Source organism: bacterium (assembly GCA_035505375.1).
In the GTDB taxonomy this organism is placed as follows: Bacteria; Hydrothermota; Tepidihabitantia; order Tepidihabitantales; family Tepidihabitantaceae; genus UBA2258.
This window is the reverse complement of the sequence record DATJQV010000046.1, coordinates 17,266-43,811: the sequence shown is the minus strand read 5'-3', so window position 1 is coordinate 43,811 and position 26,546 is coordinate 17,266. Positions and strand designations below refer to the sequence as shown.

Genomic DNA, 26,546 nt, shown 5'->3' with positions numbered 1-26,546 from the left:
GCCCGCAACGTGACAGATCCTGAGTACACGCGCCGTGAACGAATTCGTCCGTGATCTCCTCGACTGCTGCATCCCATGAAAGCGCCTGTGATATGGCGGCGCACTTCATCCTCAGCGCCCTAACTGAGAGCACAACCGTGAGTCTCATCGCAAATCTCCCGAGCAGCAGTTGCCATAGAGGCCCGAGAGGGAGCGAGGATGTCTTCACGACTATGTGTGCGGGATTACCACCTTTCTGCAGGGCAAGAGGCCAGCGGTTCTGCTCTGCGCCGAAGCCCAGTCCTAGGTCATCGATGACAAGCAGGTAGGGGTCGCGCCTGTCGCGTGGTATGGGTTCCGGTCTGGCTTCCCCTTTGGGTCGTTCGCACCCCAGGAAGTGCTTGATGCGCCAAGTGTCGTTGTCTGATGTGCCGCCGTCTCGGGGGAACCGGGCGCAGACCTGGTAAGCCGTGCACACTAGCTTCTCTTCGTGGTTGACGTCGTCGGCCCCCAGCGGGGCCGTCAGTTTCCAGTCGCTGCCGGGCGGGACGTCCTCGCATATCTTGCCAATCAAGTGTGATAGATACCAGGCGCCCCCCGGGGTGTTGGCCGCAATCGTGTTCGTAGGTTCCTCGTGGTGCGCGCTGGGAGGGACACCGCTCTGGATGAGGTATATGTCCCTCAAGAGGTCGCCGCATACGATGATTGTCCTGGGGTCGGATGTGTATCCTGAGTCGACTCCACTTGGCGTCATGGCTCCCTCCGAGCAATGCTGTATCCCAGTGCGATGATGGCCTTCAGGGTCTCCATCGCCGTGCTGCGGTCAAATTCCTTTTCCGATTCCGGCAGGTTGGCGTATGGCATAAGGTCAGGGTGGGTCTTGGTCTTGTCGTCGCGTTCCTCGCCCCAGGTCCAGCCTTGCGCGATGCGCTGAAGCGCCCAGACGTCGTGGGCGTTCTCGGCCAGCCGTTCGGTAAGCTCGACCAGGTCGGCGGACAGAGTTACATTCTCGGTGTCGATCGGTCGCGGGGTGTATTTCACGATGGTCCTTTCAATTGGGGTCAGGCTACGTTCTCGTCGAGCCAGAGTTCCGGCTTGCAGGTGTGGTCGAGCAGGCCGAAGACCTTCACGCAGTCCTGCGGGCACTCCGGGTCGTCAATGTGACGAAGCAGGACGGCAAGCCCACCATATTGTCTCGTCCGAAGCACGATGGCGATCCGACGGTTGTACATCCGGAGTTGACGTTCAATTCTGAGCGCCGCGCTGAGGGCCAGCGAGTCACTGTCGAGGCAGACGTATGCTCTCTGGATGTCGATGTCCTGCCGCGTGCCAGAGAGGAATCTTCCTGTCTGAAATTCCGGTGAGTCAACTTCAAGCTGGACCGGGCACAGTTCCCATGCGTCAGCGAGCTGCGGGTATTCCGACATCAGGAAGTCACGCTTGGCTTCGGCGTGACGGTCGACAAGGGTGATTCGCATTCGGCGTGCGTCCTCGCGGCGCACGACCTGCCATCTTCCTGCCAGTTCCACTGCCAGGCTCTCGCCCATGCGACCGACCCCGACAATGAGCGCGTGCGGCACGGGGCCGGAGGTCAGGTCCGGGAAGCGCGGGTCGTTCTTCAGCAGTTCGGTCGCGCCCTCGGCGTAAACATTGCGGAATTCCAACGAGAAGTTGCCTTTCACGGCCTCGGCCTGGTGTTCCTTCAGCAGCGTCCAGAGACGCGAATCGAAGATGTGGCAGACGCAGTGCAGGCTATTGCCGGACAGCTCCGCGAGTTCTCGGGTCCGGATCGCGATTTCGGCGTTGAGCCCGTCGTCACGGCAGACCGCCACGACGTGTCGGGCGCGACTGATGCCGGCCCGGCGGAGCATGTAGGGTTCGGTGGCGTCGCCCAGCAGCACACTGGAACCGGCGTCGCGGGCCGAGCGGATGAGGTCGTTCTCCGCGTCGTTCTCTATGACCACGACGGGTTCGCCACGTGCACGCAGCCCCCGCGCCAGCAGCAGGCCTTTCTGTCCGAGGCCGCAGATAATGGTGTGATTGCGAACGAAGAGTCGCACGCGCAGGGTCTGGAGTTGCTCGAAGTATAGTGCGGCGAGACCTTTGACCGCCGCGTACCCGGCAATCGCCGGCAGCAGGAGTCGGGCTACCTGCAGGGTCCAGTGCAGCGGGCGGTCGTATCCGCCGAACTGCACCGAAAGAAGCTGGGTGGTGGCATAGAGGATTTCCCATGGGTGACGCTGCCAGGCCGGCGCGTCAGCGTAGAAACGCAACAGGCCCAGATAGCCGAGTGCAAGTCCGATCAAGGCAAGCACTCCGACTGCCGGCCATTCCCAACTGCGCCACCAGCCGCGAACCACTCCGCGCACGTCGCGGCGATGGCGGGTACGGGGCTCGTTTGGTATGTTCACGACATGTGCCCTTCCTCGGTGCTGGATGTCGGAAGGCTAGCGAAACCGCGTTCACTGTCAATCCTTCGCGAACCCCTGCATCAGCCACGCGGAGCCTTCACCGGTTGTCCCAAATGACACAGAGACTCAAACATGCTTGGCGACACTACCTCCTCGGGCCATCGGCACAATCGCTTGAGCATGTTCAACTTGGATGTGAGAAACAGAAAGCCACCGGAATCCGGCAAGTTTCCGAACTCCGCGCGACGGAAACCTCCGACGGCAGTTCTCTCTTACCTGACCGCAAGCACGGCGCTATCGGATCGGACTTCGCAAACCACGAGAGATCGTCCTCAAAGCACGGACTAGTGACTCGAGCGATTGCCCCAGCCAGCGTCCGGCCCGTCTCTCGAACAGCTGGCTGAATGGAAACAGAACCAGAGGTTTCACCAGCAAACCGGCACAATGCCACATGCGAAAGCTCGGCGACCCTGAGTGCACCTGTGCCAAGCTTGTGCCAACGGAACTGGTTGAACGCCTAGCGGTGCCGTTGACACGGCGAATCCCGTCACCGGAGAAGGACAACCTACATTTCGAGAGACACAGCTCACTGTGAGTGGACTTCTGAGGACCAGAGGGCGGCCACGAAAGAGCTCCGAAAGGTGTTACGACAAAACCCTACCTAAGTAACTTAGCAGCGCGCCTGGAGGGATTCGAACCCCCGGCCATCGGATTAGAAATCCGATGCTCTATCCATCTGAGCTACAGGCGCAGCCGAAGAAGAGGGGTCGAGGAATCAAGGATTCGAGGACTCCAGTGACGGACGCAAGCTTGCCGTGTCCGGCCCTGTCCCCTGACCCCTAGTCCCTGACCCCTCTCCTAAATCGGGGAGACTGGATTTGAACCAGCGGCCCCCACGTCCCAAGCGTGGTGCGCTAACCGGGCTGCGCTACTCCCCGGAAAGAACCTGTGTTCGTCACTCTTCGTTAATATAGACGGGATTCGGACAGAAGTCAATTCGCTCTTGGGCAAAGCGGGGACAGTCCCTGGGAGTCGCACAGGGCCCTGCGAAGGTACAGTCCCCGTTTTGCCCAGTGACCAGTTTGCAGTTCGCAGTGAGGAACCCGGAGATTCTGGGGTCCAGGCTCGAAGGGAATCTGCGCCATCTGCATAACCTGCGGTTACTCAGGTCTCCGGCTCTCCTCCGTCTCGCGCAGAAACGCAATCACCTGCTGTAGAGCGCGGGCGCGGTGGCTGATTGTGCTCTTGACGCTCAGGCCGAGTTCGGCAAACGTCTGCTCGTACCCTTCAGGGATGAATATCGGGTCGTATCCGAACCCGGACGAGCCACGTGAGCAATGGGCAATCCGACCCTCGCAGCGACCCTCGAAGCATCTCTCATCACCGCATGGTTCGACGACGCACATCACACAGCGGAACCGGGCCATGCGTTGTTCGTCACGGACCGATACGAGCTGGGCCAGAACCTTCCGGATGCGGTCGGCATCGCTCGCGCCTTCGCCCGCGTAGCGGGCCGACCTTACTCCCGGCTCTCCCCCGAGCGCATCTATCTCCAGGCCGGAGTCCTCAGCCAGCGTCCACAGGTTGGCGAACCGGGCCGCGCTGCGCGCCTTCTTGAGCGCATTCTCTTCGAACGTGGCTCCGTCCTCTTCCACTTCCGGCGCACCTGGGACATCCGATAGCAGCATCACCTGCCATCCGGTGCCTTCAAGCGCACGCTGCATCTCGACGACTTTGTTGCGGTTGCGGGTGGCGAGGAGGAGTTTCATCAGGAAGGGGAGAATTCAGAAACCAGAATGCAGAATCCAGAGTCCAGAGTTGGCGCCAGAGGTGTCCGAATGCCCAGCCTCGCCCCTAGTCCCCAACCCCGAGCCCCTGATGGAAGGTCACAGGAAGCGGCGGCCATCTTGAAGGGCGGCGATGTCGGCGATGAGCTGCTTGATCTGCCCTAGTCGCTTCTTGTCCGCAACCAGCACCGCATCTCCGGCGCGCACGATGACAAGGTCCTTGACGCCCAGGGCTGCTACGATGCCAAAGTCCGAGTCAACTATGCAGCGGGATGAGTCCTTGGCGACGAGCCGGCCGTTGGCCACATTACCCGAATCGTCGGGCTTCGCGTGACGGGCCAGAGCCAGCCAGGACCCGACGTCGTCCCAATCGAACGAGCCGCGCACGCAGGCGACGTTGTCCGCCTTTTCCATCACCGCGTAGTCGATCGAAATGGACGGCGAATGTCGGTACAGACGTGCAAGCGCCGCTTTCTCTCGACGCGTGCCGATGGACTTGCCGAACTCCTCCAATTCGTCATGGAAGTCGGGCATGAACGTCCGGAATGCGGACAAGATTGCGTCCACGCGCCAGATGAACATGCCGCTGTTCCATACATACTCACCGGCCGCGAGATATGCGCGTGCTCTGGCCGGGCTGGGCTTCTCCTTGAAGGCCTGCACCTGGTGGGCAGTCAGTTGCCCTTCTCCCGCAATCCGGTTACCGAGTTGTATGTAGCCGTACCCTGTATCCGGCCGCTCCGGGCGGACTCCGAATGTAACGAGCAATCCCCGCTGCGCCAGTTTTGCCCCCGCCCGCACTGCCTTCAGGAAAGCGTTTCGGTCCTCGATCAAGTGGTCGGCCGGCAGGACCAGCATCGTTGCGTCCGGGGCCTTTACCGCGAGGTACTCGGCGGCAAGGCCGATGGCAGGCGCTGTATTACGCCCCATCGGCTCAAACACAAGGTTCGCGTCATGCCCAAGCTGGCGACGCAGCACCGGTTCGAACTCGGCCGGCGCCACAAAGAGCTGACTACCGTACGGACAGAGCGGCAGGACGCGCGCGCTGGTCTCCTGAGTCAGCGATTGCCGGCCGAACAACGTTATGAACTGCTTAGGCAGTCCACGGCGGCTCTTAGGCCAGAACCGTTCTCCCCTGCCGCCGCACAGGATAACCGCGTGCAGATTCAAGGCTCCTCCTCATTTGATATTGAGCGAAGCGACGCACTCACCACCAGACCTCCCACCCTCGTGCGAATGGAAACTGGTATGCGCTCTTCATCGTCCGTCAGGTACACCGTGCCCAGCGGACCACCCGCGTTCGGGACAACCGCTATGCAGTCAAAGACCCCGGCGGGCGTGGATACGGTCTTGGCCGCGCGGGCGACCGCAACCAGATGGTAGTTGTGCCGGTCTACATGAAGCGCTGTCCTCACCGTGTCACCGGGCACGAGCGGTAGTGTCCGGAAATAGTACCAGGTCGACAGCAGGTCGCGGGCTCCCGGCTCGATTGAGATGGTCTGGCCGCTCGAATAGGTGACGACCGAATCGCCGGGGCCATAGTCGGCAGTCCACTCAGCGCGGTAATGAGGCTCCCGGCTCCGTTTGTACGACCGTAGCGTCACCATGTCGGCCGCCCGGCACCACGTCTCCAGCCGGTAGCTGGCCCAGAACAACCAGGAGAACGACCGCGTTAATTCCAGGTCGGCCCGGAAGTGCCAGCAATTGTCGGTGCCGACCGTTTCCGGCTCAAGCGTCTCAAGGACGAGCGTACCGATGTTGACCGGACCGTAGCGCAGGCCGTAGTCGAACCGCTCACCCGGGACGGCCACGATGGCCAGCGCGGCAAGGACGGAGAGCATCGGGCAATCATAGAAACAGGCAAAGAATAGTCAACACGCGGCGCGACTGCGCCGCGAGTTGCCAGTGACCAGTTTGCAGTTCGCAGTGTCGGAACTCACTCCTCCGCCTTCGTCCGTGCGCTGCTCACTCGATCGCCTTGTCCCTCTGTCCCTTTCCCTGGACTGTTTCCGTTTCCGTTGACAGGCTTGAGCGTTCTGATAGAATCCCGTGATGGCTATCACACCCATGGACATCAGAAAGAAGACCTTCACGGCCGAGAAGCGCGGTCTGGCCAAGGCCGAGGTCGAGGAGTTCATCGGGGAACTCGCCGACGAGATTGAGAACCTGCGCAAAGAACGGGCCCAGCTCACTGAGAAGATAGCGGAACTCACGAGACACGTGGAGGCCTACGAGAAGACCGAGCAGTTGCTGAAGGACACATTGGTGACTGCACAGAAGGCGACCAACCAGCTTCACGAGGAAGCGAAGAAGGAAGCAGAGCTGGTCATCCAGAAGGCGAAACTCGAGGCCGAGCGTATCAAGCATGATGCGCAGGAGCAGATACGAAACGTCGGGGACGAACTGCGGGCGCTCAAGGCGAAGCGCGCGACCCTGAGCGACGAGGTTGCCGGCATTGCGCGGACCTACCTTGCGATGGCGGAACGAATGCGGGACAGGACACCCAATGCTGAAGCAGCAGATAGCACAAAGCGTCCAGGCGATAAGAACTAAGACCGGTTTTCGGCCCGAACTCGGCATCATCCTCGGCACCGGAATCGGCAAACTGGCTCAGGAAGTGAAGTCCGAGGCTGTGGTTCCGTATGAAGACATCCCATTCTTCCCTGTCCCTACGGTCGAGAGCCACCGCGGCCGTCTCATATTCGGCAGCCTGAACGGTCGGGCTGTAGTAGTCATGCAGGGCCGATTCCACTACTACGAAGGCTACGATGCACAGCAGATTACCCACCCGGTGCGGGTGATGAAGGAGCTGGGCATCAACACGCTGATCGTCTCCAACGCCTCCGGCGGGGTCAACCCGCAGTTACGAGCCGGCGAGGTCGCGGTCATCACCGACCACATCAACCTGACCGGGGTGAATCCGCTGCGCGGGCCGAATGACGACTCGCTCGGGCCCAGGTTCCCGCACATGACCGACTGCTACGATCCGACGCTCGTCAACCTGGCCGTGGATGTCGCGCTGACGCTCGGTATCCGGCTTCACCCCGCGGTCTATGCGTGGGTCACCGGCCCGAACCTCGAAACCGCGGCCGAGTACCGCTATATCCGTGCCGTCGGCGCCGACGTCGTCGGCATGTCCACCGTGCCTGAAGTCATCGTGGCCCGGCACGCCGGTCTGCGCGTGCTCGGGTTCTCGGTGATAACCGACATGGGACTACCCGACGCGATGCGGCCGGTTGAACTATCCCACGTGCTTGCCATGGCAGCCAAGGCCGAGCCCAACCTGACCGCGATTGTCAGGGAAGTTGTGAGGCTGGCATGATGCGGCTTCGGCGACTCATGTTCCTTTTGCTTGCGCTTGCCGCTACCGGTTGCCCCAAGCGCGCGCAACTACCCCCCATTCCCCAGGACGCCCAGCAAGCCATTGACCAGGCGGTCGGTGACATGGAGGCGAAGCGGTACAGCAAGGCCGAAGACCAGTTCACCTTCATCATCTTCAACTTCGCCGGCTCGCGCCAGGCGTCGGACGCGCAGTACTACCTTGCCGAAAGCTACTTTCGAAGCAAGGACTACGTCGACGCCCAGAACGAGTTTGACTTCTACCTGAAGAGCTTCCCCAACAGCCGCTTCCAGGAGGATGCCACCTACAAGCTGGCGGTATCCTATCTGCGTTCGGCACCCGGGCCGATCCGCGACCAGACTCGGACGCTGAAGGCCCGCGAGACCATAGACCAGTTCCTGGAGACCTTCCCCGACTCGCCTCTTCGGGGTCAGGTTGAACAGCTGCGCGGCGAGATCGGCGAGCGGCTTGCACTCCGCGAATTCGACGCCGCGCGCATCTACTACACCTCGGGTGAGTACAAATCGGCGCTGGTCTACTACAACCACGTCAACGATAGCTTCCCCGCACAGCGTTGGCCCGGCGTTGAGAAGTACCGTTTCGCGAACTGCCTGCTCGAAACCGGAGACACCACCAAGGCCCGTGCCATGCTGAGCGAGCTCGTCACGGGCGAATGTGAACCTGCGGTCAAGAAGCTCGCCCGCGCCATCCTCGGTCGCACGAGCTGAAGTCCCCAAAACCGGAATTGGACCAACCACGGGGTTCACTGTGAGCACGGAGTGGCTGAAGCCGGAGTCCGGCTCCCGCTCTCCGGATCTCTGTACGCTCTGTGGTTCGAGATCGGAATCGGCCTGAAGTGCGGCCCCGGCTCGGCGTGTTCGGTGGGTCTTTCAATCCGATTCACTTCGGACATCTGCTGGCGGTCGACGAAGTCGGTCGGCAACTGCGGCTGGACCGGGTGCTGTTCGTGCCGGCCGCCCGTCCGCCGCACAAGCGCGAACCACTTGCTGCCTATCGCCACCGGCTGGAAATGACGCGGCTTGCCGTCGAGGGCGAACGCGGGTTCGAGCTGTGCCGGATTGAAGAGCATCGGCCCGGCCCCTCCTACACTGCTGACACGCTGATCGAGCTCCGGTCGCTTCACCCTGACGCCGCGCTGTTCCTGATCGTCGGCTCCGACCAGTATCGGGAAGTGTCAACCTGGCACCGGCCCGACCTGCTCACCCGCCTCGCCCGGATCGTGGTAATGAGCCGGCCGGGCGTGGAACGCCCCCCCTTGTGTCCCGGGCACGACCCGAGACGGGTGCTGTTCCGCGCAATCATCCCGGTCGGAATCTCGGCCGCGGCAATCCGGGCAAGGCTTGCCAAAGGCCATTCTGTCCGGTATATGTTACCTGTGAGAGTGAACGCTTATGTGAAGCGGCACCGGCTGTACCGACGCCCGTCACGTGGTTGAGCCCGTGCCCGACCCGATTGAAGAAGAACCGCACAAGGGCAATTGCCCAAAGGAGAACTGATGTTCGGAATCGCCTTCGCCCAGACCCCGGCCCCGGCTGCGGCCGCACCTGCTGCCGGCGGCGGCATGAACTCGATGCTCGGCTTCCTGCCGATAATCCTGATATTCGCGGTGCTCTACTTCCTGATGATACTGCCTCAGCAGCGTCGCCAGAAGAAGCACTCGCAGATGCTGGAGCAGATCAAGCGCGGGGACCGCGTGGTGCTGGGAGCCGGCATCCACGGCATCGTGTCCAACGTGAAGGAACAGACCTTCCTGGTCAAGGTCGCTGAGAACACCGAGCTCGAAATCGACAAGAGCGCGGTAAGCTACAAGTTCGGAGCTGAGAAATAGCCAGATGGCCAGGCCGGCTGGGGTGAATCGCCGAGTCGTACTCTACGGCAACCCCGTACTGCGAACGAAGTCGCGTCTGATCGAAAAGCTGACGCCGGAGCTCATCCAGTTCCTTGAGGACCTGAAGGTCAGCATGTTCACGCAGGACGGCCTCGGCCTTGCCGCCAACCAGCTTGCGGAGCCGGTTGCGGTCTTCACCATCAACCCGCTTGCCGCCGACGTCGACCATGAAGCCTACTGTCTCATCAACCCCCGGGTCGTGGCGACCGAAGGACTGGTCGAGGCTGAAGAGGGCTGTCTCTCCCTGCCGGGTTTGTACGATTTCCTGCCCCGGCCCGAGTTCGTCCGGATGGCAGGACTGGACGAAGAACTGCGGCCGATTACCGTCGAAGGCACGAGGCTCCTCGCCCGCGCAATGCTGCACGAGCTCGAGCACCTCGACGGCGTCCTGTTCATCGACCACCTGAGCGATGCCCGACGCAAGCTCATCAGCACCAAGCTCAAGGAGCTGGAAAACCGAGAGAGAGAGCAATGCGGGTAGCCTTCTTCGGCACCTGCGATTTCGCGGTTCCGGCCCTTCAGGCGCTGGTCAAGTCTCGGCATGATGTCGCCCGGGTCGTTGCCGCCCCTCCCAAACCCAGCGGCCGCGGCCGGAAGCTGACGCCGAGCCCGGTTGAGCAGGAGGCCCGCGCGCTGGACCTGCAGGTGTCGACGCCGGCGAACCCGAACGACCCGGCCTTCGTCACCGAACTCGCGTCGCTGCGGCCCGACATCGCGGTCCTCGCCGCCTACGGCTACATCCTCAAGCCGCCCCTGCTGGCTGCGCCCAGGCTCGGATTTCTCAACATCCACCCGTCGCTGCTGCCTCGTTTCCGGGGCGCTGCGCCGATTCAGCGCGCGCTCATGTCCGGCGAACCGGAAACCGGCGTGACGGTCATCGCTCTGTCCGAGCAGATTGACGCCGGTGACATTCTTGAACAGGTCGTCGTTCCGGTCGACCCGGACGAGACCGCGGGAGAACTCTCTCGACGGCTGTCAACTCTCGGCGCCCGGCTGATACTGGATGCCATGGCTCGACTGCAGGAAGGCAGAGCAAACCGCACTCCCCAGGCCCCCGGGCTGGCAACCCGCGCCTCGAAAATCGCCAAGTCCGAGCGCCCTGTCGACTGGCGCGAACCGGCTTCGCATGTCCACAACCACATCCGCGCGCTGTCTCCCGAGCCCGGCGCAGTAACCGGGTTCCGCGGCCGGCGGGTCGTCCTGCTCCGCTCGCGTCTCCATGCAGCCACTGACGGCGGCGAGCCCGGCCGGCTGCTGGTGTTGCACGCCGGCCTGGTTGTCGCGACCGGCTCCGGCGCAGTCGAGATAACCGAACTGAAACCCGAAGGCAGCCGGGCTCAGACCGGCACGTCTTTCCGTAACGGCCATCGCCTGGTTGAAGGCGACAGATTCGCCGCAGCATGAAGCAGCCTCGCAAGCACCGAAGCCACAAGCTGCGCGGATTGCTCATCTTCGTGCTCGTTCTTGCCGCGCTGGTGGCGGCCCTGAACTGGTTCCTGATGCCGCTCTTCGTCCGCCGCGGCCGGGAGACAACCGTGCCCAGCGTCATCGGCATGGACCGGTTCGCGGCAACCGAATCTCTGCTCAAGGCAGGCCTGGTCATCGGCGAGGTGCGCAGCGTATCCAACGCAACCGTGCCCCCGGACCGCATCGTGGCCCAACACCCCGAGCCCGGACAGCGGGTCAAAACGGGACGGCAGGTACAGCTCGACATCAGCCACGGCGGGGCCAGAATGAAGGTCCCGCACGTCGAAGGTCTGACCCTGGCGCGGGCCAGCGCCCTGCTCACCGAATCCGGCCTCGTGCTGGCCGGCGTCGAGTCGCTCCGTTCTCCCACCCTGCCGCAAGGACAGGTCGTGTCGACACGGCCCGCGGCAGGTGAAGATGTGGAAGAAGGCGACCGCGTTTCGGTCCAGGTCGCCTCTCGGACCGGCAGCTTCCCCATGCCGACCCTTGTCGGCATGAGCCTGGCAAGCGCACAGGGCGTCATCACGTCGCAGGGCCTGTCTCTCGGCGAGGTCAAGCGCGCCCCGAGTGACGAACCGGCCGGCAACGTGCTGGTTCAGTACCCTGAGGAAGGCATGACGGTCCGCGACCTTGACACGGTGAACCTGATCGTGGCCGCGCCCGCCGGACGAAGGTAATGGTGAACCACGGATCAACACGGATGAACGCAGATGATTGAGATACTCACCACTCGACTCCTCCTTGTGCCTTTGTGTCTTGGTGGTGATACTCCGGAACCGGTCTCGTCATTCGGGCTTTGCCCGGACTTCAATCGTCATTCGGACTTTGTCATTCGGACTTGCCCTCCATGAAGGTCTCCGCCTCGATCCTCGACTGCGACTTCCTCCACCTTGCCGACGAGCTGGCGGCCGTGGTAGCGGCCGGAGCCGACGCCATACACCTTGACGTGATGGACGGGCACTTTGTCCCGAACCTCAGCTTCGGCGTGCCCCTGGCCCGGGCCGTGCGCAAGGCAGTCACGGTGCCGGTTCACGCCCATCTGATGGTCAACGAACCGGAATGGCTGATTGAGAAGTTCCTGCCATTCTCCGACCTGGTTACCTTCCACATCGAGCCCGCGGAGAACCCCGGCTTGTGTCTCGAGATAATCCACTCTGCCGGCAAGGCTGCAGGAGTATCGCTCAACCCCAACACTCCGGTCGAATCCCTGCGCCCGCTCATTGCCGATGTGCAGGACGTGCTCGTCATGAGTGTCTACCCGGGATTCGGAGGCCAGGAGTTCTCTCCCGAGGCCCCCGGCCGCATCCGTGAGGTCGCCCGCCTCATCGGTACAACGGGCTCAAAGGCGACGATATCGGTGGACGGCGGCATCAACCCGAACAACTGCGCGGCAGTAGCCGAAGCCGGCGCCCACTGGGTCATTTCCGGCAGCGCCATCTTCCACAGCGGCAACTACGCAGCAACCATCAAGGCCATAAGAGGAACCGAATAATGCAGAAATCAGATACAAGAAACCAGAATTCAGAATGTCCGGCAGTTCTGCACTCTGGTATCTGCATTCTGAATTCTGACTTGTCCCAGTCGGGCCAGCGTGTTTGACGCCCTGACCGACCGCTTCGGCCAGCTTCGCCGCAAGCTGCTCGGCTTCGGCCGGCTGACCAACACCGAGATTTCGCAGGCCCTGCGCGAAGTCCGGACCGTGCTGCTCGAGGCCGATGTCAACTACAAGGTCGTCGGCCACTTTATCCGGTCGGTCGAGGCCCGGCTCAAAGAGAAAGACGTCGCGGCCAGCCTCAAACCCGGTGAACTCATCAACGCCACTCTCTACCAGGAACTGGTGCAACTGCTGGGCGGGACTACCCCCAAACTGGACCTGAGCGCCAACCCCTCGGTCATCAGCCTGGTCGGGCTCCAGGGCACGGGCAAGACCACGTTCGCCGGGAAGCTCGCGTACAAACTCCGCAACCGCCGGCCTCTGCTTGTCGCCTGCGACCCCAAGCGCCCGGCCGCGTCCGAACAGCTCCGTTCGGTCGCCGAGCGCGCCAAGTGCGACTTCTACCCGGTAGCGGACGACGTGGTGGCAACCTGCCTGAGCGCACTCAAACAGGCCAGTGACCGGGGCAACGGCATTGTGGTATTCGATACCGCCGGCCGGCTCCACATCGAGGACGAACTGATGGACGTGCTGGCCTCGATTCAAGACCGGGCGAAGCCCACTGCCAGCCTGCTCGTGCTCGACGGCATGGTCGGACAGGACGCGGTCAGCCAGGCCGAACAATTCAACGCCCGGCTCAAACTGACCGGTTGCTGCTTCACCAAACTCGACGGCGACGCCCGCGGCGGCGCCGTGATGTCGGTCCGGCAAGTGACCGGGCTGCCGGTCCTGTTCGTCGGCACCGGCGAACACCTCGAAGACCTGGAAGAGTTCCACCCGGACCGGATTGCCTCCCGCATCCTCGGCATGGGCGACTTGAAGAGCCTTGCCGACAAAGTCCAGGCCGCGACCGAAGGACAGGACCAGCGTGCCATTGCCGAGAAGTTCCTCAAAGGCAAGTTCGACCTCGACGACTTCCTGAGCCAGCTCAAGAGCGTCAAGAAAATGGGGAACGTCTCCAAACTCCTGGCCATGATACCCGGAGCCGGCAACGTCGAGATTGACGACCATGAATTCGTGCAGGTCGAGGCCATAATCCAATCCATGACCTGGTCCGAACGCCACAACCCCGACATTGTTGACGGCTCAAGGCGGCGCCGCATTGCCGCGGGCAGCGGCACCACGGTCACCGACGTCAACCGCCTGCTGAAGGAATTCGACCAGGCCCGGGTGCTGGCCAAGCAGATGTCCGGTGGTCGCGGTCAACGCCTGCGCTTGCGCTAGCTCGCAGCCCGCAGAACTCGACCCGGCTGCAGTTGTCGTGCTTCCCTGAGCCCGGACTAGGATTTCACCACAAAGACACCAAGACACAAAGAGGATTCAAGGTATCAACCGCAGATTACGCAGATTCGACAGATTGAGTTCCGGGCGCGGAACCGGAAAAGGTGAACCGCCGATGAACGCAGATGGACCTAGCGCGGCCTCGGGGGCCGCAACCAAACCCGGAGTAACCGCAGATGTCGCAGATGGCTCGGGGAGGACATCCACAGATGGTTCGGGCTCAGACAATGCAGAAGTCAGCGACCAGAAACAAGAAGGCAGAACTGCGGATCCGGAGTGGTCATCCACAGATTACGCAGATTGCGCAGATTGAGTCCCGAAAGAGACCCGATTCGTGGCCGCCGAAGGTGGCACTTGACGGCGGTCTTCAATACCTCGATGGACTCCGGACAGAGGCGGTAGCGAGCAACATCTTAGCGAAAACAACGATCCTGCAGGTTTGTAGTACAGACTTGGTTCCGAACCAAGAACGGCCATTGGCGTTGGTCGGCGTGCATCGGCGGTTGCTTCGCTCTGACCCGTTCTGTCCTCTTGGCGTTCTTGGCGTTCTTGGCGTTCTTGGCGATTCAATATCGGACTCGGGCTTTTGTCTGGCTGCCCGGGCGCGCTCCGTTCGGCGGTTTTGACTCTTGGCTTCTGCCTTTTGACTTGCGCGTCCGACGCGCTGTGTGCTCTGTGGTTGAACGGCGGGTTCGGGACTCTAGATCGGCACGGTCAACTTCATGTAGCCGACGACCTTCTGCTCCTTGAACGACGCAACCAGCTCGCCCCCCTTGAAGAACCGTAAGTAACCATCCAGTTCCTCAACCCGGTCTGCGTCAACGATAACCTGCGGCCGCTTTTCCGACTCGATGAAAACATCGTAAGGCAAAGCATCTCCTTTCAGGGACCAGTCCCGGCTTGAGCCGAACCCGAGCTGCTCGCGCCGGCGTTGGTGTAAGGGATTATCCCGCACAGAAACCGGCTGTCAAGGTAAGTCAATTCGGATTCAGGGCGTGTCCCCGAGACTAGTCTGGACGTCCTGAGAACCAGTGCGGGCGGGGACCCGGCGGCGGAACCGCGCCCGCTCTGCAGACCGAGCCACTACGGCGTAATCGGTGCTGAGACGTTGAAGACGTCGCTGCGGATGGCCTGTAGCACGGCCTCGGTCAGGCCGCGTTGAGCCTGCGCTCACGCAGCCGCTTGCCGGGTTCATCATCGCAGTTGTGCCGGTCCTTAGGTCTCTTCAAGTACCGACGCCACCATGCGCATGATAAGGGTTCTTATCACGCGCGATGTCTCACCTGTTCATGTAAGTTCAGCGCCCAGCGCTCATTATTCATAACTGGGCCGCAATGACACCCTCCCTGGGGGGATAGCCGCTCCTGTCACAGCACCCGTCACGAGTCCCGTTGCGACTCCCGTCATGACTCCTGCTCTGACGCCAGTTTCGGCTCCTGTGATGACATCCGCAACGACGCTCTCTGCGACTCCTGTTACGACCACTGACATGACAGCCGTTACGGCATCCGCTACAACTCCTGCAACGACGTCTGTCATTGCTTCCGGCGCGACGCCCGTTGCGACACTCGTAACAACACTCGTCATGACACCCGCCAAGACGCCTGTTACGACTCCTGTCACAGCCGCCGCAACGACTCCTGTCATGACACCCGTCACGGCTTCCGCAACGAGACCGGCCACGACACCAACAACCGCTCAGGTTCCGGCTCCGGTCACGATGCAGGCCACGACACTGGTCACGACAGAAGCAACGACATCCGCTACGGCTGCTGCTACGACATCAGCCATGGCTCCGGCCACGGCTCCCGCCCAAACGCCCATGACAGCAACCGTTTTCTCACCCGCCCGGACTTCTCAAGCGACCATCGGCTGGACAGAAGGAGAGACCTATCCCGCCCAGGACTGAAAGCCCTCCCACGCAAGGCCAGCGTGTCGCGGTTCAGACCTTTCCGGATAGACTTCACAGCCATACAAAGCTCCTTTCTTGCTGTCCTCATGCGTACATATGCCGAAGTCGCCAAAACGGACATATTCCGAGTGATTTCCACCCCGGGGGGTCGTCCGGGGGTGGGTATGTGAGTTCGTATTTCGAGAGGTTCGTCGGCAGGTTTGTCGCCGAGTAAACCATTGAGTTTGTTGGCAGGTATGTCGGCAAGTTTGTCGAAAAGTAGGTCGCTAGGTCTGTTCTCAGGTTTGTCATTGAGCACGTCGCTACGTAGGTCGCTGAGTTTGTTCCTGAGTAGGTCGACGGGTGTGTCGGCGAGTACGTCGCTGAGTACGTCAGCACGTAGGTCGATAGGTCTGTCACTGAGTTTGCCGTTGAGTTCCTCGACAGGTTCGTCGTTGAGTTCGTCGATAGGTAAGTCGCGCCGCAGTTTGATATCTGGCACTAGCCGTGACCGCCGCCTTGACATCCCGAGTCGCCGTTCTAGAATCGGGCGATGTCCCAGAATAACCGCAGGCATCCAGTCATGCTGCCTGATGACCACATCCGCAAGATGAAGCAGGACCTGGCCGAAGCAGAGGCCATGGTCGAGTCCAAGACGCGCCGCGAAACCGTCATGGACGACCGAACGCCCTTTGTCTACGACCAAACCCCGCCCGACGACGACCAGTCGGCTTGACTTGCAGCCCCGCGGGCGTAATATTCGACTCGTTGTGGAACCCAAATCCCGCCCGTCCTTGACGGAAGTGGAAATAGGGAAGTGTCCCCCCCAGCTCCCCCCCTTTCCTCGTCAGAGCGCGCGGAGTTCGCCTTGGGCTGAAAGGACATAAATGGCAGTAATTCCGCTCTCGTTCATAGACAGCGTAGTTGCAATAGGCTCGCATCCGTCGGGTGGCAATGCGACGTGGGGTGCTTCCGGATTTCTGTATGCGACCCTAAGGGGCACGACCGCCGGCCGCAATGAGTACGGGACGTATCTTGTCACTAACCGGCACGTCCTAGACGGACTCACAGATCCCAGTGCTTGCGTGCGAATAAACCCCAAAGGCTCGGGTCCGGCAAGGGAATTCCCGATTTCACTGAAGCGGGCAAACGGCCTTCCTTGGCATTTCGGACATCCAGACCCAAACGTCGATGTGGCGGTCATGCCGGTGAATATGCAGGTTGCAAGCCAAGCAGGCGTCTCTGCCGAGCTGATCAAAAGCGACAGTGATGTGTCGACCGTCTCTGCGCTGGCTAGTGATGGAGTGGCGGAGGGGAGCCTGGTCTACGTCTTGGGATTTCCAATGAGTCTTGTCGGGGTCGCGCGGAACACAGTGATCGTGAGAGCGGGGTGCATCGCGTCCATGCAGGAAACGCTTACTAACCCCCGCGTACCTATGCTCGTCGATGCGCCGATATTCCCTGGGAACAGCGGGGGCCCGGTAGTACTGAGGGGCGAACTACTCGCGATCAAGGGTACCAAGCCACAGATGCGGGCGTCCGTGATAGGAGTAGCGGCAAGCTACCTCACATACGAAGACGTGGCCTGTAGCCTTCAGACTGGGAAGCCACGAGTGAGCTTCACGGAGAATTCCGGTCTATCTCTTGTGTTTCCTATGGACTGCGTGATAGAGGCCATCAGCCTAGCGGAATCGGTGGTCCACAAGGGGGCGACTCAACCCGTTCTAGGTACTGCGCCAACTACACCGACACAGAATCCTGCGCCGTAGACCGGCCGGCAAAAGCGGGACGCTTCCGCATTTTCCCGCCCACGTCAGGAGTAGTAATCTCCGGGGGGAATCAGGGGAAGGTACCCCATCTCGGTAAGCTTCGGGACATCGCGCTGCCGGAGGCAGCGAGCAATACCATTTTAGATTGTGGATTTCGGATTTTGGATTAGCCGAGTCTGACCGATCTTAGATTGTTGATTGTCGATTGGCGGTTGGACGCGGCTTCGCCGCGAGGCTGAGGTCAAGGTTGAGGTCGAGATTAGGGCAGAGTCCGGGAACCGGCTAGTCGCGGCCGTAGACGTTGTCGCGGATGAAGCGCTCGTCTTTACGCCAGGCCTCGGCGACTTTGACCCGGATTTCGAGGTAGACCGGACGGCCGGTAAGGGCCTCAATCTCGCGCCGCGCCTGTGACCCGACCCGCTTCAAGGCCCTGCCGCCGCTGCCGATCATGATTGCCTTCTGCGATTTCCGTTCGACATAGATAGTGGCAAGGATGTAGTCTTTGCGGTCGGGCCGCTCTTTGAACTCTTCCACGACGACCGCGGTCGAGTACGGTATCTCTTCGCCGTAGAGGTTGAACACCGCCTCGCGGATGAATTCTGCCGCGAAGAATTTCTCCGGCCGGTCGGCAACCGCGTCCGGCGGGTAGAAGGGCTGCCCTTCAGGCAGCTTCGCCGCTATCGCCGTTTTGAGGTCATCGACCCCGCCGCCTTTGAGCGCCGATACCATGAAGACGTCCGGGAACCCGGCCTTGACCAGCCGCTCCACCGCCGGGAGCAGGTCTTTCTTGTCCCTGACGAGGTCCACCTTGTTCAGTACGGCCAGCACCTTCCGGCCGGTCAGCCGTCGCACGAGGGAATCGGTTTCCTCGCCGGTCCGGGTCGCGTCGACCACAAGCATCACGACGTCGGCGTCTCTAAGGGCAAGGTCAATCTCGCGTTTCATCTGCTGCTGGAGCGCGTACTTCGGGTCGAGCAGGCCGGGGGTGTCCAGGAACACCGCCTGGTGTCCGTGCCCGTTCAGAATCCCCAGAATCCGATGCCGGGTAGTCTGTGGCCGGGGCGCGACCGCCGCGAGGTGCGCGCCGGTCAGCCGGTTCAGCAGCGTGGACTTGCCGGCGTTGGGCAGGCCGATGATGGCGACGTAGCCGGAGCGGAATGGGACGCCGTTGTCCTCAGTAGTGCTCATGTGTGAGTGCTGCGAGCAGGAGAAGTACAAAGGACAAAGTGCAGAGGACAAAGCAAGTAGTAAGTAGTAGGCGCAAAGTGCACGTCGGGCTCGGCCTCAGTACTTTGTCCTTTCATCGTTGTTTTGTCCTTTGTCCTTACGACTTTGTCCTTCTGCAAGTGTCTGTGCGTTTGGTGGTGAAGCCCCGTCCGCGACGCGAGCGGAGCCAGTTCAAGCCGGCTCTGAAGCGTAGGCGCCGATGGCGTCGAACCGGGCCACACGCTCCGCAACCAGCTCCGACCCGGTCTGACCCGCGAGCGCCTGATAGTTAGTCATGACCGCTTCTTTCAATAGACGCGCAGCCTCGTCCCAGTCATGATGCGCGCCTCCAAGCGGCTCCGCCACGACGTCGTCGATTATGCCGAAGTCCTTGAGTTCGCGGGCGGTCATGCGCATGGCCTTGGCCGCTTCCTCACCGCGAGACCCATCATGCCACAGAATGGAAGCACAACCTTCCGGAGTGATTACCGAATAGACCGAGTTCTCCTGCATCAGCACCCGGTTGCCGACGGCGACGGCGAGCGCACCTCCCGAGCCACCCTCGCCCGTTACCACGACCACCGTCGGCACTTCCAACATGGCCATCTCCCGGAGGTTGCGCGCAATGGCCTCGCCCTGCCCGCGTTCCTCCGCGCCAACGCCCGGATAGGCCCCGGGTGTGTCGACCAGCGACAGTACCGGCAGGCCGAACCGCGCGGCAATTTCCATCACCCGCAGAGCTTTCCGATATCCTTCGGGATGCGGCATCCCGAAATTGCGGCGCAGCTTCTCCCTGGTGTCGCGCCCCTTCTGATGCCCGACCACCGCGAACCCGATGCCGTCGATCCGGCCAATGCCGGCGACGACGGCAGGGTCATCGGCAAATGCCCGGTCGCCGTGCAGCTCGGTGAAGTCGGTCATGATCCGTTCGATGTAGTCCAGGGGATATGGACGTCGCGGATGGCGCGCGAGCAGGACCCGCTGCCATGGTGTCAGGTCGGAGTAGAGGTTCGCCTTCTGCTTCTCGATCTGCTCCTGCAGTCGCTTGACCTCGTCCTTTGCGCCGATTGCCGTAAGCTCCTCCAGCCGCGTGACCAGGTCGGCCAGCGGTTGCTCGAAGTCGAGCCAGCCTTCAGCCATCAGGCGCTCCGGCGCAACCCATGGGGGTGGTCAGTGACCACTTGGTGGTCAGCTGCCGAATCCGATTGAGACACGGTGGGCGCCGCCGAGGTCGAACTGCATCGGCGCAAAGGCGTAGTCGAAGCGAAACCTGCCGGCGCGGAGCCCGAGACCGAAGTCCAGGTGATTCGCCTGGGAGAGGAAGTCGTATCCGGCGCGAAGCGCCACCTGGTCGTGCCAGGCAAACTCGAGACCGGCGGCAGCTCCCTTCTCACCGCTGTAGAAGAAGTAGGAACCATCCGCCGACAGTGTCAGGCGGGTGCGCGCGAACGGGAGGAAGTCGTAGCTGACTCCCAGCCGGCCGCGAGTCGGCAACCAGAATTCCTCGCTGACATAATAGAGTGTCTGGCCGAAATCGACCACCGACGCGCCGACGGTCAGGCGCTGAATCGGCGTCACCCTGACGCCTCCGTCCACACCGAACCCGGCAGCGTCGTAGTCATAGATGCGCGTGTAGAAGTAGCGGCCGGTGAGGCCGACCTGTACCTTGCTGCCGATGGAACGGGCGAGGTTTACGTAGCCGGTGAAATCGGTCGGTGTGAACGTCCCGATCGGTGAATCGGTCGGTTCGGTCCGGTACTCAACCTGGCCGTCCGAATGACTCACCAGACCCAGGCTGATGCTCAGCGCCGGGAAACCGCGGGCAACGAACACTGACTGGTGGTGCATGTCGAGCAACCACTTCGAGTAGGAAGCGACCCCGTCGAACCCGGAAATACCGGCCCCCGCAGCCGGATTGATGGCAATCGCCTGCGGTCCGAAAGCCGAGGCGACGCCGGTCCCGCCCATTCCGGCTTCGCGCACACCATTCACAATCTTGAGGGAGGAAAACCCGGCCCCGGTCGGCTCGGCCCAAGCCATCGCAACCGCCAGGGCCGCGGCCAGTATGACACGCAAACGCTAGCTCTCGATTATCTCGACGTTGGCACGAGGCATCAGGACTCGTTTGCCGTCTTCCAGTTCCACTTCGAGCACGCGTGCCTTCGCCTCGGTCTCAATCGTCTGAAGTTCGACCGGCAGGCTCGTCACCTTGCCGATCTTGCCGAAGTTCGGTTGCCTGATAATCCGCACCGGCATCCCCAGTGCCAGCCCGCCCTCGGCCGAGCTCTGCGGGAGTTCACCGAGCTTGGTATCGGCCGGCACAATCACCTCGGGCCGGATTACGCCCGCCCGTATCTGGGTCGCGCCGTTGACCGACGCCATCTTGCCCACGAGCGACTTCAAGAGCTCGAACGTCCGCTGCGCCATCCGCATCTCGCCGAACCCCTCGGTCGCCACCACGGTCAGACCCTTCTTCTCTGAGCCCGTTATCGCCACGCCGATGTCGTACCCGAGGAACGAACGCAGGGTCGCGTCCTCGATGCCGCCGACAACGATCGCCTTGGCTCCGAGCTTCACCGCCTTCTCAATCGCATCGTACTTGACCAGGGAACCGCCGATCAGCACCTGGCCTTTGCAGTCGTCCGGAATCAGGGCTGCGGTCACCACCACGTCGGGTTTGTCGACAATCATCCGGATGACGCCCCGCACCTCGCCGCCCACCCCGAAGATGCCCTGCACGAAGCTCGCCTCGGTCTCGACCACGACACCCTCACGTGGAATCACGTCGCTTACAGTACCCTCGATGTACGCGTCAACCTGGACCGGCTCCGGCGGCTCGCGCAGAATGACCTGCCCGGTGATGGAGGAAACGTTCTCGACCGTACCGGAAACCGGCGCCTTCACCTCGGACTTGAACAGGCCAAAGAAGCCCTTGGACAAGGCCATCACCTCATCCTTGGTCACGGCGTCGCCTGACTTCCTTGTCATCAAGCTCGGCACGTCCTCGGGCGGGACCCCGAGCAGTCCGGCCACATTCACCGTTTGGACGTTTCCGGGCAATGCGGTACGGGCAACAACGTCGTCGCCCTTCACTTTGTGGCCTTTGTCGACCAGGGTCTCGCCGGGCAACGGCAGCCGCCGCTGCTTCTTGACCAGCGTCCGTGCCGTCACTTTCAAACCAGGTGTATATGCATGTGCCATAGGCTAAGCAAGGATATTGAAACCTCAGGCGAAGTCAAGCCGACGGGACGGGGGCTGACAGCTCACAGCCTACGGCCTCCGACCAGCGGAGGCCAGGTCGCGGGCCAGCGCGCAGATACGCGCCATCGCGCCTTGGGGTCCCAGCTCCGCTGCGACCCTGGCAAGTCCGGCAACCTGCTCTCTCCGCTCCTCCGAATCGCGCAGCAGTGGCGTAAGCAGCAGCGCCAGCGACTCCGGCTCAGGCTCCAGCGTCTCAGGCACGAGCAACGTCCCGGCCAGGATGTTCGGCAAGGCGAAGTAAGGCAGACGCACGAGAGCCTGCGCCAATACCCGAGACAACCACGGTAGATGGTAGCAGACGACCATCGGCACGCCGAGGAGCGCCAACTCTGCGGTCACCGTACCGGAAACCGCGCAGGCGCAGTCAGCATGGCGCATCACATCGTACCGGTCGTGGCTCACGGAAGGCAGCGCGCCAACCGCCTCCTGCCCCCGCATCCTGTATCTTCCACCTTGCATCTTGCAGCTTGAATCTTCTGCTGTCACCATGGCTCCCTTGATGTCGGGCACGAGCTTCCGCAGCCTCTTGTACACGGACTCGAACAGCGGAACATGGTAGGCACGCTCTGCCGGTCTCGACCCCGGCAGGAACACCACGTACCGGTCATTCGCCCAGAATCCAAGCATCTTGAGAGTTTCCGCCCGGCTGAGAGTGGAGACTACTCCATCCGACAGCGGGTATCCGCAGTAGACGGCGTTTACCCCTGCCCGGCGCAGCATCTCCTCCTCGAACCGAAACAGACACACAACCGCGTCAGCCGCCTGCCTGAGCCGCCGCTTCCGCCACCCGCCCCATGCCCAGACTTGCGGCGGGCCGAGATACAGCACCGGCACGCCCCGCCTCCGCAACCGTCTGCCTAAGGGCAGGTGGAGGCCCGAAAAAGAAACAAGAACGGCCAGATCCGGTGCTAGCCTTGCGGCCGAGGCCTCTGCCCGTTCAAGCACGCCGCGCAGCCTCTGCCCGGCCCGCATGCCCTCCGTGAACCCGAAAACCCCATCAAGCGCCGCCGCGACGCCCATGTCGATGACCTCGCAAGCAGGGTCCAGTCTTGCCATCTCCGACCTGAAGCGATCAAGCATCACCCGGCCCGACGCTTCCCCGGCCGATACTACTATTCTCACCGACGCAAGCCTACTCGCCTCGCCACACCAGTCAAACCTCTCGACGGATTCTGCCTCACTTCGCCGGCTTGACTTCGAGGCCGGGGCTGGTAAGCTGGCTTGAGCGCATGGCGTTCTACTACGCAACGGCGGGCGCTTCTGACGCTAATGTCGTGATCGTCGGAATGCCGCTTGACCGAACGAGCTCTTTTGTCCCCGGCGCGCGGTTCGGCCCGGACGCAATCCGCGTGGCGGCGGACAACATCGAGTCATTCAGCCCCTACCAGAGGCGTGACATCACCGGCATCGCTGTCCACGACTCCGGTAATCTGGGATTCACGTTTCCGACCGCGGCCGCACCGCTGGAACTCATCGCCGACACTACCAGCCGGCATCTCTCGCAGAACAAACGCCAGCTTGCCATCGGCGGCGAGCACACCGTCAGCCCGCCGATCGTCGCGGCGCTGGCAAGGCGGCATCCGGACCTGTGCGTGGTGCAGTACGACGCCCACTCCGACCTGCGCCAGGACTTCCTCGGCGAGCGGACCTGCCACGCGACGGCCATGGCCCGTGTTCTCGACTCTATTTCCCGCCAGCGTCTGTTCCAGCTCGGCATCCGTTCCTTCTCACAGGCCTCGGAGATGTCAGAGTCGAACGTCTTCCCATTCGAGGTGCTCGCTCCTGTCGCACGCGTGCGCGAAGCAATCGGGACCCGTCCGGTCTACGTAACACTGGACATTGACGTTCTCGACCCGGGCGTAATGCCGGACGTGCAGACGCCGGAGCCGGGCGGATGTTCCTACCGGGACCTCGCGCTCTCGCTCGCCGGGCTCAGCGGCCTCAAGGTCGTCGGCTGCGACCTCGTTGAATTCTGCCCGAGGACGATGCAGCCGTCGGCCGGCGCTGCCGCCGCGGCGGAACTGGTGCGCGAGCTCGGCCTGCTGCTGACCAGCGCCGCATAAACCAACTCAGAATGTATCAGGAGCGCCCGCGTCGGAACTCCGTGAGACGCGTCCGCTCATTCTCCGCACAGCAATCCGCAAAGGAGGTAACCGACCATGTGTTGTCGTGCTTGCTCTGGCTACGAGCTTTGCCGGGCCAAGAGCAAACTGTCCGAAGACTGCTGCTCCCAGTGCCGCTATTTCGACTCGTGCATGGAGGAACCTGCACAGGAGAAAACCAAGCATAAGGCCGCGACCTATCACCGGGCAGCCCGGCCATAGCCCAGTCAATAACGAAAAGTGCCAATGACCAAGTGCCAATATCCAATCAAACGCGAATGCCGAACCCCATTCGATCTCGAGGCTCGGTCATTTTCCGTTTGAGTGGTTACTGGTGCCTGGGACTTGGTCATTCCCCGCTAGGGGCTGACCAAAGCGACGCGATCGACGCGCGCGCCACGTGGGGTAGTCACGACCAGAAGGTAGAGCCCGCTCGCCAGATTGTGCGGACGCCAAACTGCGGCGTGACGAGACTGCTCCACCTGCAGGTCAGCAACCAGCCTGCCCGCGAGCGTCCGCACTCCGACGTTGGTCGCATCATACGGCAGACCATCAATCACTACGCCGCTGTTCACGCCGAGAATGCAGGGATTAGGATACACCCGCACATGCTCAGCCGTGCTCTCCGGCTTGACAGAGTAGTTGTAGATCGAAAGTCCACGCCGTGTCCCGATCAGCCCCAGCCCCAGTGAGTCGCTCAGCGCCAGTGACGAATAGAAGCCGACGATCCCCTCCGTGTTGGCAATCAGGCCGCTGTTCTGAGGTGTGAAGTTGGTCCAGGTTCGGGCAACCTGGTCGTAGATGGACAGCCCGACGTCACTCAGCAGCCAAACCCGGTCGGACGCGTCCACCCGCACCCGGTAGATGTTGTTGGCTCCGCTGCTGCCTGAAGGATTGGTGACGACCTGAAAAGACGAGCCATTCCACATCGCCGCGCCCTGCGCCGTTGCGACCCACACATGGTCCTCACCGTCTACCGCTACCGACCTGACTTCGGCCGACGGCAGCCCTCCGACCAGGACTGTATCCTTGTCATCGAACTGGTCGTGCAGGGTCCCGCCATAGTCAATCATGACCAGCCCTTCGTTAAGGCCCAGCCAAACGCGGCCGCGCGAGTCGAACGCGAACTCGTACAACCCGCCCGGTGGCGGTGACAGACCCGGGACCTGAAACACCGTCTGCTGAAGCGTGGAGTCAATCGCGATGACCGTGGCTCCGCCATTGAAGACCCACTTCGTGTCGAACCGGTCGAGTCCGAAGGCGTCAATGATATTCCAGCTGGATGAAGCGCCCCATTGGACTTTCTGCCATGTTCCGGTAGAGGGGTCGAGTTCGGCCAGTCCGCCGTTCCCGGAGAAGTGCGCGACCCAGATTCGACCCTTCGAGTCAACCCTGACCTGAATCGCAACCGGCAGCGGACTCCAGACATAGGAAACGCCGCCGGTCGAGTCAATCGCGGTTATCGGCCCGCCCTGATGGCAGAGATAGATGTCACCCACCGATCCCATCGCACAGTCGGAGATCGATGCCGACCAGATGCAGTGGCTGTAGTACGAATCCCAGGATTGCCCGGAAAAAGCGTAACGGAGTCCAGCCCCGTAGAGCTCGTTGCCTCCACACCCCACCCAGAGCGCCTTGGCAAAGTGGAGAGCCCGCGCGTCCTCGTGTAGGATCACGGAAAAACGGGTTGAGTCGGCCTCGTCGGCCTCGTACAGACCGCCCTGGGTTGCCAGGTAGATCCCCGACCCGGATACGACCAGTTGGTGCACCACGGTCGAGTCGGCGCCGAAGACGAAGACCGGCCTGAATTGCGTGCTCTCCTTAATCGCCAGGCCCTTCTCCGTGGCCAGAAGCAGGCTGTCATGCCACACCGCGACGGCTCTGACTGAATCACCGAACGGTGCGCGGTACGATGTCCAGTTCTGGAAGTTCCGGTCCACGGCCACGACCCCACGGTTGGTACCGATCCAATACTGGTCCAGGGACGCGACGCAGAGTATCTGGTCGCTCAGCAGCCCGGGTATGCGCATCGTCGTGAACCGCACGATGCTGTCATCGTCGAAGTCCAGCGGAGTCCCGCGCGTCTCGACCAGATACACGCCCTGGTCTGACCCGCACAGCAACCGCGTGCCGTCCCAGGTCAGGGTCCGGATGTGCAGCGCAATGTCGTCGGGCCGGTACAGGTGGACCTGCCCGCGGCCGGGCTGAATCACGACCAGGCCGCCGCCGTCTGTCCCCACCCAGAGGTCACCGGCCGTGTCGCGGGTAATGCAGAGGCAGCGATTTGTCGGCAGGCCGTCCGTATTGACGAACGTCCGGAGCAGCCTGGGCTCGCCTCGGATGTCAAGTGCTACGACCCCACCGTTCGTGGCAAGGTAAAGCACCGAGTCGGATCCCGCCATGTCGTTGATGAAGTTCGTGTTGGTGTAGGCCTGCCAGCTGCCGGAGACACCGACAGCTATCAGAGCAGTGAGTAGTCCGATCATATG

The 26,546-nt window shown here is 62.1% G+C and carries 27 protein-coding genes and 2 tRNA genes; 13 read left to right on the top strand and 16 right to left on the bottom strand.

The window, feature by feature from the left end; all coding sequences use genetic code 11:
• From VMH22_07795 to VMH22_07760, 8 genes are all read right to left on the bottom strand, one after another.
• The coding region (locus VMH22_07795) for a hypothetical protein (protein HTW91596.1) at window positions 1-733 on the bottom strand (733 nt) is incomplete at its 3' end.
• The gene (locus VMH22_07790) at window positions 730-1,020 is read right to left on the bottom strand and encodes a RyR domain-containing protein (protein ID HTW91595.1); all 291 of its coding nucleotides are present in this window, start codon (window positions 1,018-1,020) and stop codon (window positions 730-732) included. The genes VMH22_07790 and VMH22_07795, both read right to left, overlap by 4 nt.
• A 20-nt stretch (window positions 1,021-1,040) precedes the next feature.
• Window positions 1,041-2,390 (bottom strand): NAD(P)-binding protein, encoded by a 1,350-nt coding sequence (locus VMH22_07785; GenBank protein HTW91594.1) that lies wholly within the window; start codon window positions 2,388-2,390, stop codon window positions 1,041-1,043.
• A 677-nt stretch (window positions 2,391-3,067) separates the two neighbouring features.
• A tRNA-Arg gene (locus VMH22_07780) sits at window positions 3,068-3,141 on the bottom strand.
• Window positions 3,142-3,253: 112 nt separating this feature from the next.
• Window positions 3,254-3,328 (bottom strand) — tRNA-Pro (locus VMH22_07775).
• Window positions 3,329-3,550: 222 nt separating this feature from the next.
• Window positions 3,551-4,159 (bottom strand): XTP/dITP diphosphatase, encoded by a 609-nt coding sequence (locus VMH22_07770; protein HTW91593.1) that lies wholly within the window; start codon window positions 4,157-4,159, stop codon window positions 3,551-3,553.
• A 117-nt stretch (window positions 4,160-4,276) separates the two neighbouring features.
• Complete coding sequence (locus tag VMH22_07765; protein HTW91592.1) at window positions 4,277-5,347, bottom strand: mannose-1-phosphate guanylyltransferase; 1,071 nt, start codon at window positions 5,345-5,347, stop codon at window positions 4,277-4,279.
• A complete protein-coding gene (locus VMH22_07760) occupies window positions 5,344-6,018 on the bottom strand; it encodes a DUF3108 domain-containing protein (GenBank protein HTW91591.1) in 675 nt (224 codons plus the stop codon). Before VMH22_07760 ends, VMH22_07765 begins: the two co-directional genes overlap by 4 nt.
• 211 nt (window positions 6,019-6,229) lie before the next feature.
• On the opposite strand from VMH22_07760, the gene VMH22_07755 reads away from it, so the two are divergent.
• The 10 genes from VMH22_07755 to ffh all read left to right on the top strand — a co-directional run bounded on the left by VMH22_07755 (window position 6,230) and on the right by ffh (window position 13,771).
• Complete coding sequence (locus VMH22_07755) at window positions 6,230-6,730, top strand: DivIVA domain-containing protein (protein HTW91590.1); 501 nt, start codon at window positions 6,230-6,232, stop codon at window positions 6,728-6,730.
• On the top strand, window positions 6,684-7,499 hold the full coding sequence (locus VMH22_07750; GenBank protein HTW91589.1) for a purine-nucleoside phosphorylase: 816 nt from the start codon (window positions 6,684-6,686) through the stop codon (window positions 7,497-7,499). Before VMH22_07755 ends, VMH22_07750 begins: the two co-directional genes overlap by 47 nt.
• On the top strand, window positions 7,496-8,245 hold the full coding sequence (gene bamD / locus VMH22_07745) for an outer membrane protein assembly factor BamD (GenBank protein ID HTW91588.1): 750 nt from the start codon (window positions 7,496-7,498) through the stop codon (window positions 8,243-8,245). The genes VMH22_07750 and bamD overlap by 4 nt, the downstream gene beginning before the upstream one ends.
• A gap of 128 nt (window positions 8,246-8,373) precedes the next feature.
• Entirely contained in the window at window positions 8,374-8,973 is a 600-nt protein-coding gene (gene nadD, locus VMH22_07740; protein HTW91587.1) for a nicotinate-nucleotide adenylyltransferase, read from the top strand.
• A gap of 60 nt (window positions 8,974-9,033) precedes the next feature.
• A complete protein-coding gene (gene yajC, locus VMH22_07735; GenBank protein HTW91586.1) occupies window positions 9,034-9,366 on the top strand; it encodes a preprotein translocase subunit YajC in 333 nt (110 codons plus the stop codon).
• A 4-nt stretch (window positions 9,367-9,370) separates the two neighbouring features.
• Entirely contained in the window at window positions 9,371-9,907 is a 537-nt protein-coding gene (gene def, locus VMH22_07730) for a peptide deformylase (protein HTW91585.1), read from the top strand.
• The gene (fmt, locus tag VMH22_07725) at window positions 9,898-10,830 is read left to right on the top strand and encodes a methionyl-tRNA formyltransferase (protein ID HTW91584.1); all 933 of its coding nucleotides are present in this window, start codon (window positions 9,898-9,900) and stop codon (window positions 10,828-10,830) included. Before def ends, fmt begins: the two co-directional genes overlap by 10 nt.
• Entirely contained in the window at window positions 10,827-11,570 is a 744-nt protein-coding gene (locus VMH22_07720) for a PASTA domain-containing protein (GenBank protein ID HTW91583.1), read from the top strand. The genes fmt and VMH22_07720 overlap by 4 nt, the downstream gene beginning before the upstream one ends.
• 170 nt (window positions 11,571-11,740) lie before the next feature.
• A complete protein-coding gene (rpe, locus tag VMH22_07715; protein HTW91582.1) occupies window positions 11,741-12,385 on the top strand; it encodes a ribulose-phosphate 3-epimerase in 645 nt (214 codons plus the stop codon).
• 99 nt (window positions 12,386-12,484) lie between these two features.
• A complete protein-coding gene (ffh, locus tag VMH22_07710) occupies window positions 12,485-13,771 on the top strand; it encodes a signal recognition particle protein (protein ID HTW91581.1) in 1,287 nt (428 codons plus the stop codon).
• Between the two features lie 757 nt (window positions 13,772-14,528).
• Here ffh and VMH22_07705 read toward each other — a convergent pair.
• Window positions 14,529-14,783 carry a hypothetical protein gene (locus VMH22_07705; protein ID HTW91580.1) on the bottom strand — a complete coding sequence of 85 codons (255 nt, stop codon included), beginning with the start codon at window positions 14,781-14,783 and terminating at the stop codon, window positions 14,529-14,531.
• Between the two features lie 820 nt (window positions 14,784-15,603).
• A complete protein-coding gene (locus VMH22_07700; protein HTW91579.1) occupies window positions 15,604-16,221 on the bottom strand; it encodes a hypothetical protein in 618 nt (205 codons plus the stop codon).
• Window positions 16,222-16,272: 51 nt separating this feature from the next.
• Between VMH22_07700 and VMH22_07695 the strand changes: the two genes are divergently transcribed.
• Together VMH22_07695 and VMH22_07690 are read left to right on the top strand one after the other, a co-directional pair.
• Window positions 16,273-16,455, top strand: a complete 183-nt coding sequence (locus VMH22_07695) for a hypothetical protein (protein HTW91578.1) — start codon at window positions 16,273-16,275, stop codon at window positions 16,453-16,455.
• Between the two features lie 151 nt (window positions 16,456-16,606).
• Window positions 16,607-17,488, top strand: coding sequence for a serine protease (locus tag VMH22_07690; protein ID HTW91577.1), 882 nt, complete (start codon window positions 16,607-16,609; stop codon window positions 17,486-17,488).
• Between the two features lie 282 nt (window positions 17,489-17,770).
• Here the strand turns inward: VMH22_07690 and era are convergent, their stop codons facing one another.
• The 5 genes from era to VMH22_07665 all read right to left on the bottom strand — a co-directional run bounded on the left by era (window position 17,771) and on the right by VMH22_07665 (window position 23,077).
• A complete protein-coding gene (gene era, locus VMH22_07685; protein HTW91576.1) occupies window positions 17,771-18,676 on the bottom strand; it encodes a GTPase Era in 906 nt (301 codons plus the stop codon).
• Window positions 18,677-18,886: 210 nt separating this feature from the next.
• On the bottom strand, window positions 18,887-19,834 hold the full coding sequence (locus VMH22_07680) for an acetyl-CoA carboxylase carboxyltransferase subunit alpha (protein HTW91575.1): 948 nt from the start codon (window positions 19,832-19,834) through the stop codon (window positions 18,887-18,889).
• Window positions 19,835-19,882: 48 nt separating this feature from the next.
• Entirely contained in the window at window positions 19,883-20,770 is an 888-nt protein-coding gene (locus tag VMH22_07675) for a PorV/PorQ family protein (protein HTW91574.1), read from the bottom strand.
• A gap of 3 nt (window positions 20,771-20,773) precedes the next feature.
• A complete protein-coding gene (locus tag VMH22_07670) occupies window positions 20,774-21,895 on the bottom strand; it encodes a hypothetical protein (GenBank protein HTW91573.1) in 1,122 nt (373 codons plus the stop codon).
• Between the two features lie 69 nt (window positions 21,896-21,964).
• Window positions 21,965-23,077, bottom strand: coding sequence for a hypothetical protein (locus VMH22_07665; protein ID HTW91572.1), 1,113 nt, complete (start codon window positions 23,075-23,077; stop codon window positions 21,965-21,967).
• Between the two features lie 107 nt (window positions 23,078-23,184).
• On the opposite strand from VMH22_07665, the gene speB reads away from it, so the two are divergent.
• Window positions 23,185-24,018 carry an agmatinase gene (speB, locus tag VMH22_07660; GenBank protein ID HTW91571.1) on the top strand — a complete coding sequence of 278 codons (834 nt, stop codon included), beginning with the start codon at window positions 23,185-23,187 and terminating at the stop codon, window positions 24,016-24,018.
• Between the two features lie 398 nt (window positions 24,019-24,416).
• Here speB and VMH22_07655 read toward each other — a convergent pair whose 3' ends face one another.
• Complete coding sequence (locus VMH22_07655; GenBank protein HTW91570.1) at window positions 24,417-26,543, bottom strand: two-component regulator propeller domain-containing protein; 2,127 nt, start codon at window positions 26,541-26,543, stop codon at window positions 24,417-24,419.
• Between the last annotated feature and the right edge of the window lie 3 nt (window positions 26,544-26,546).

What these genes read in the sequence shown, in the direction of transcription:
- VMH22_07760 (HTW91591.1), bottom strand. Translation starts at nt 6,018, where the DNA reads ATGCTCTCCGTCCTTGCCGCGCTGGCCATCGTGGCCGTCCCGGGTGAG.
- bamD (HTW91588.1), top strand. Translation starts at nt 7,496, where the DNA reads ATGATGCGGCTTCGGCGACTCATGTTCCTTTTGCTTGCGCTTGCCGCT.
- fmt (HTW91584.1), top strand. Translation starts at nt 9,898, where the DNA reads ATGCGGGTAGCCTTCTTCGGCACCTGCGATTTCGCGGTTCCGGCCCTT.
- VMH22_07750 (HTW91589.1), top strand. Translation starts at nt 6,684, where the DNA reads ATGCTGAAGCAGCAGATAGCACAAAGCGTCCAGGCGATAAGAACTAAG.
- VMH22_07690 (HTW91577.1), top strand. Translation starts at nt 16,607, where the DNA reads ATGGCAGTAATTCCGCTCTCGTTCATAGACAGCGTAGTTGCAATAGGC.
- VMH22_07770 (HTW91593.1), bottom strand. Translation starts at nt 4,159, where the DNA reads ATGAAACTCCTCCTCGCCACCCGCAACCGCAACAAAGTCGTCGAGATG.
- VMH22_07720 (HTW91583.1), top strand. Translation starts at nt 10,827, where the DNA reads ATGAAGCAGCCTCGCAAGCACCGAAGCCACAAGCTGCGCGGATTGCTC.
- yajC (HTW91586.1), top strand. Translation starts at nt 9,034, where the DNA reads ATGTTCGGAATCGCCTTCGCCCAGACCCCGGCCCCGGCTGCGGCCGCA.
- speB (HTW91571.1), top strand. Translation starts at nt 23,185, where the DNA reads ATGGCGTTCTACTACGCAACGGCGGGCGCTTCTGACGCTAATGTCGTG.
- VMH22_07655 (HTW91570.1), bottom strand. Translation starts at nt 26,543, where the DNA reads ATGATCGGACTACTCACTGCTCTGATAGCTGTCGGTGTCTCCGGCAGC.
- rpe (HTW91582.1), top strand. Translation starts at nt 11,741, where the DNA reads ATGAAGGTCTCCGCCTCGATCCTCGACTGCGACTTCCTCCACCTTGCC.
- VMH22_07695 (HTW91578.1), top strand. Translation starts at nt 16,273, where the DNA reads ATGTCCCAGAATAACCGCAGGCATCCAGTCATGCTGCCTGATGACCAC.
- VMH22_07755 (HTW91590.1), top strand. Translation starts at nt 6,230, where the DNA reads ATGGCTATCACACCCATGGACATCAGAAAGAAGACCTTCACGGCCGAG.
- VMH22_07680 (HTW91575.1), bottom strand. Translation starts at nt 19,834, where the DNA reads ATGGCTGAAGGCTGGCTCGACTTCGAGCAACCGCTGGCCGACCTGGTC.
- era (HTW91576.1), bottom strand. Translation starts at nt 18,676, where the DNA reads ATGAGCACTACTGAGGACAACGGCGTCCCATTCCGCTCCGGCTACGTC.
- def (HTW91585.1), top strand. Translation starts at nt 9,371, where the DNA reads ATGGCCAGGCCGGCTGGGGTGAATCGCCGAGTCGTACTCTACGGCAAC.
- VMH22_07670 (HTW91573.1), bottom strand. Translation starts at nt 21,895, where the DNA reads ATGGCACATGCATATACACCTGGTTTGAAAGTGACGGCACGGACGCTG.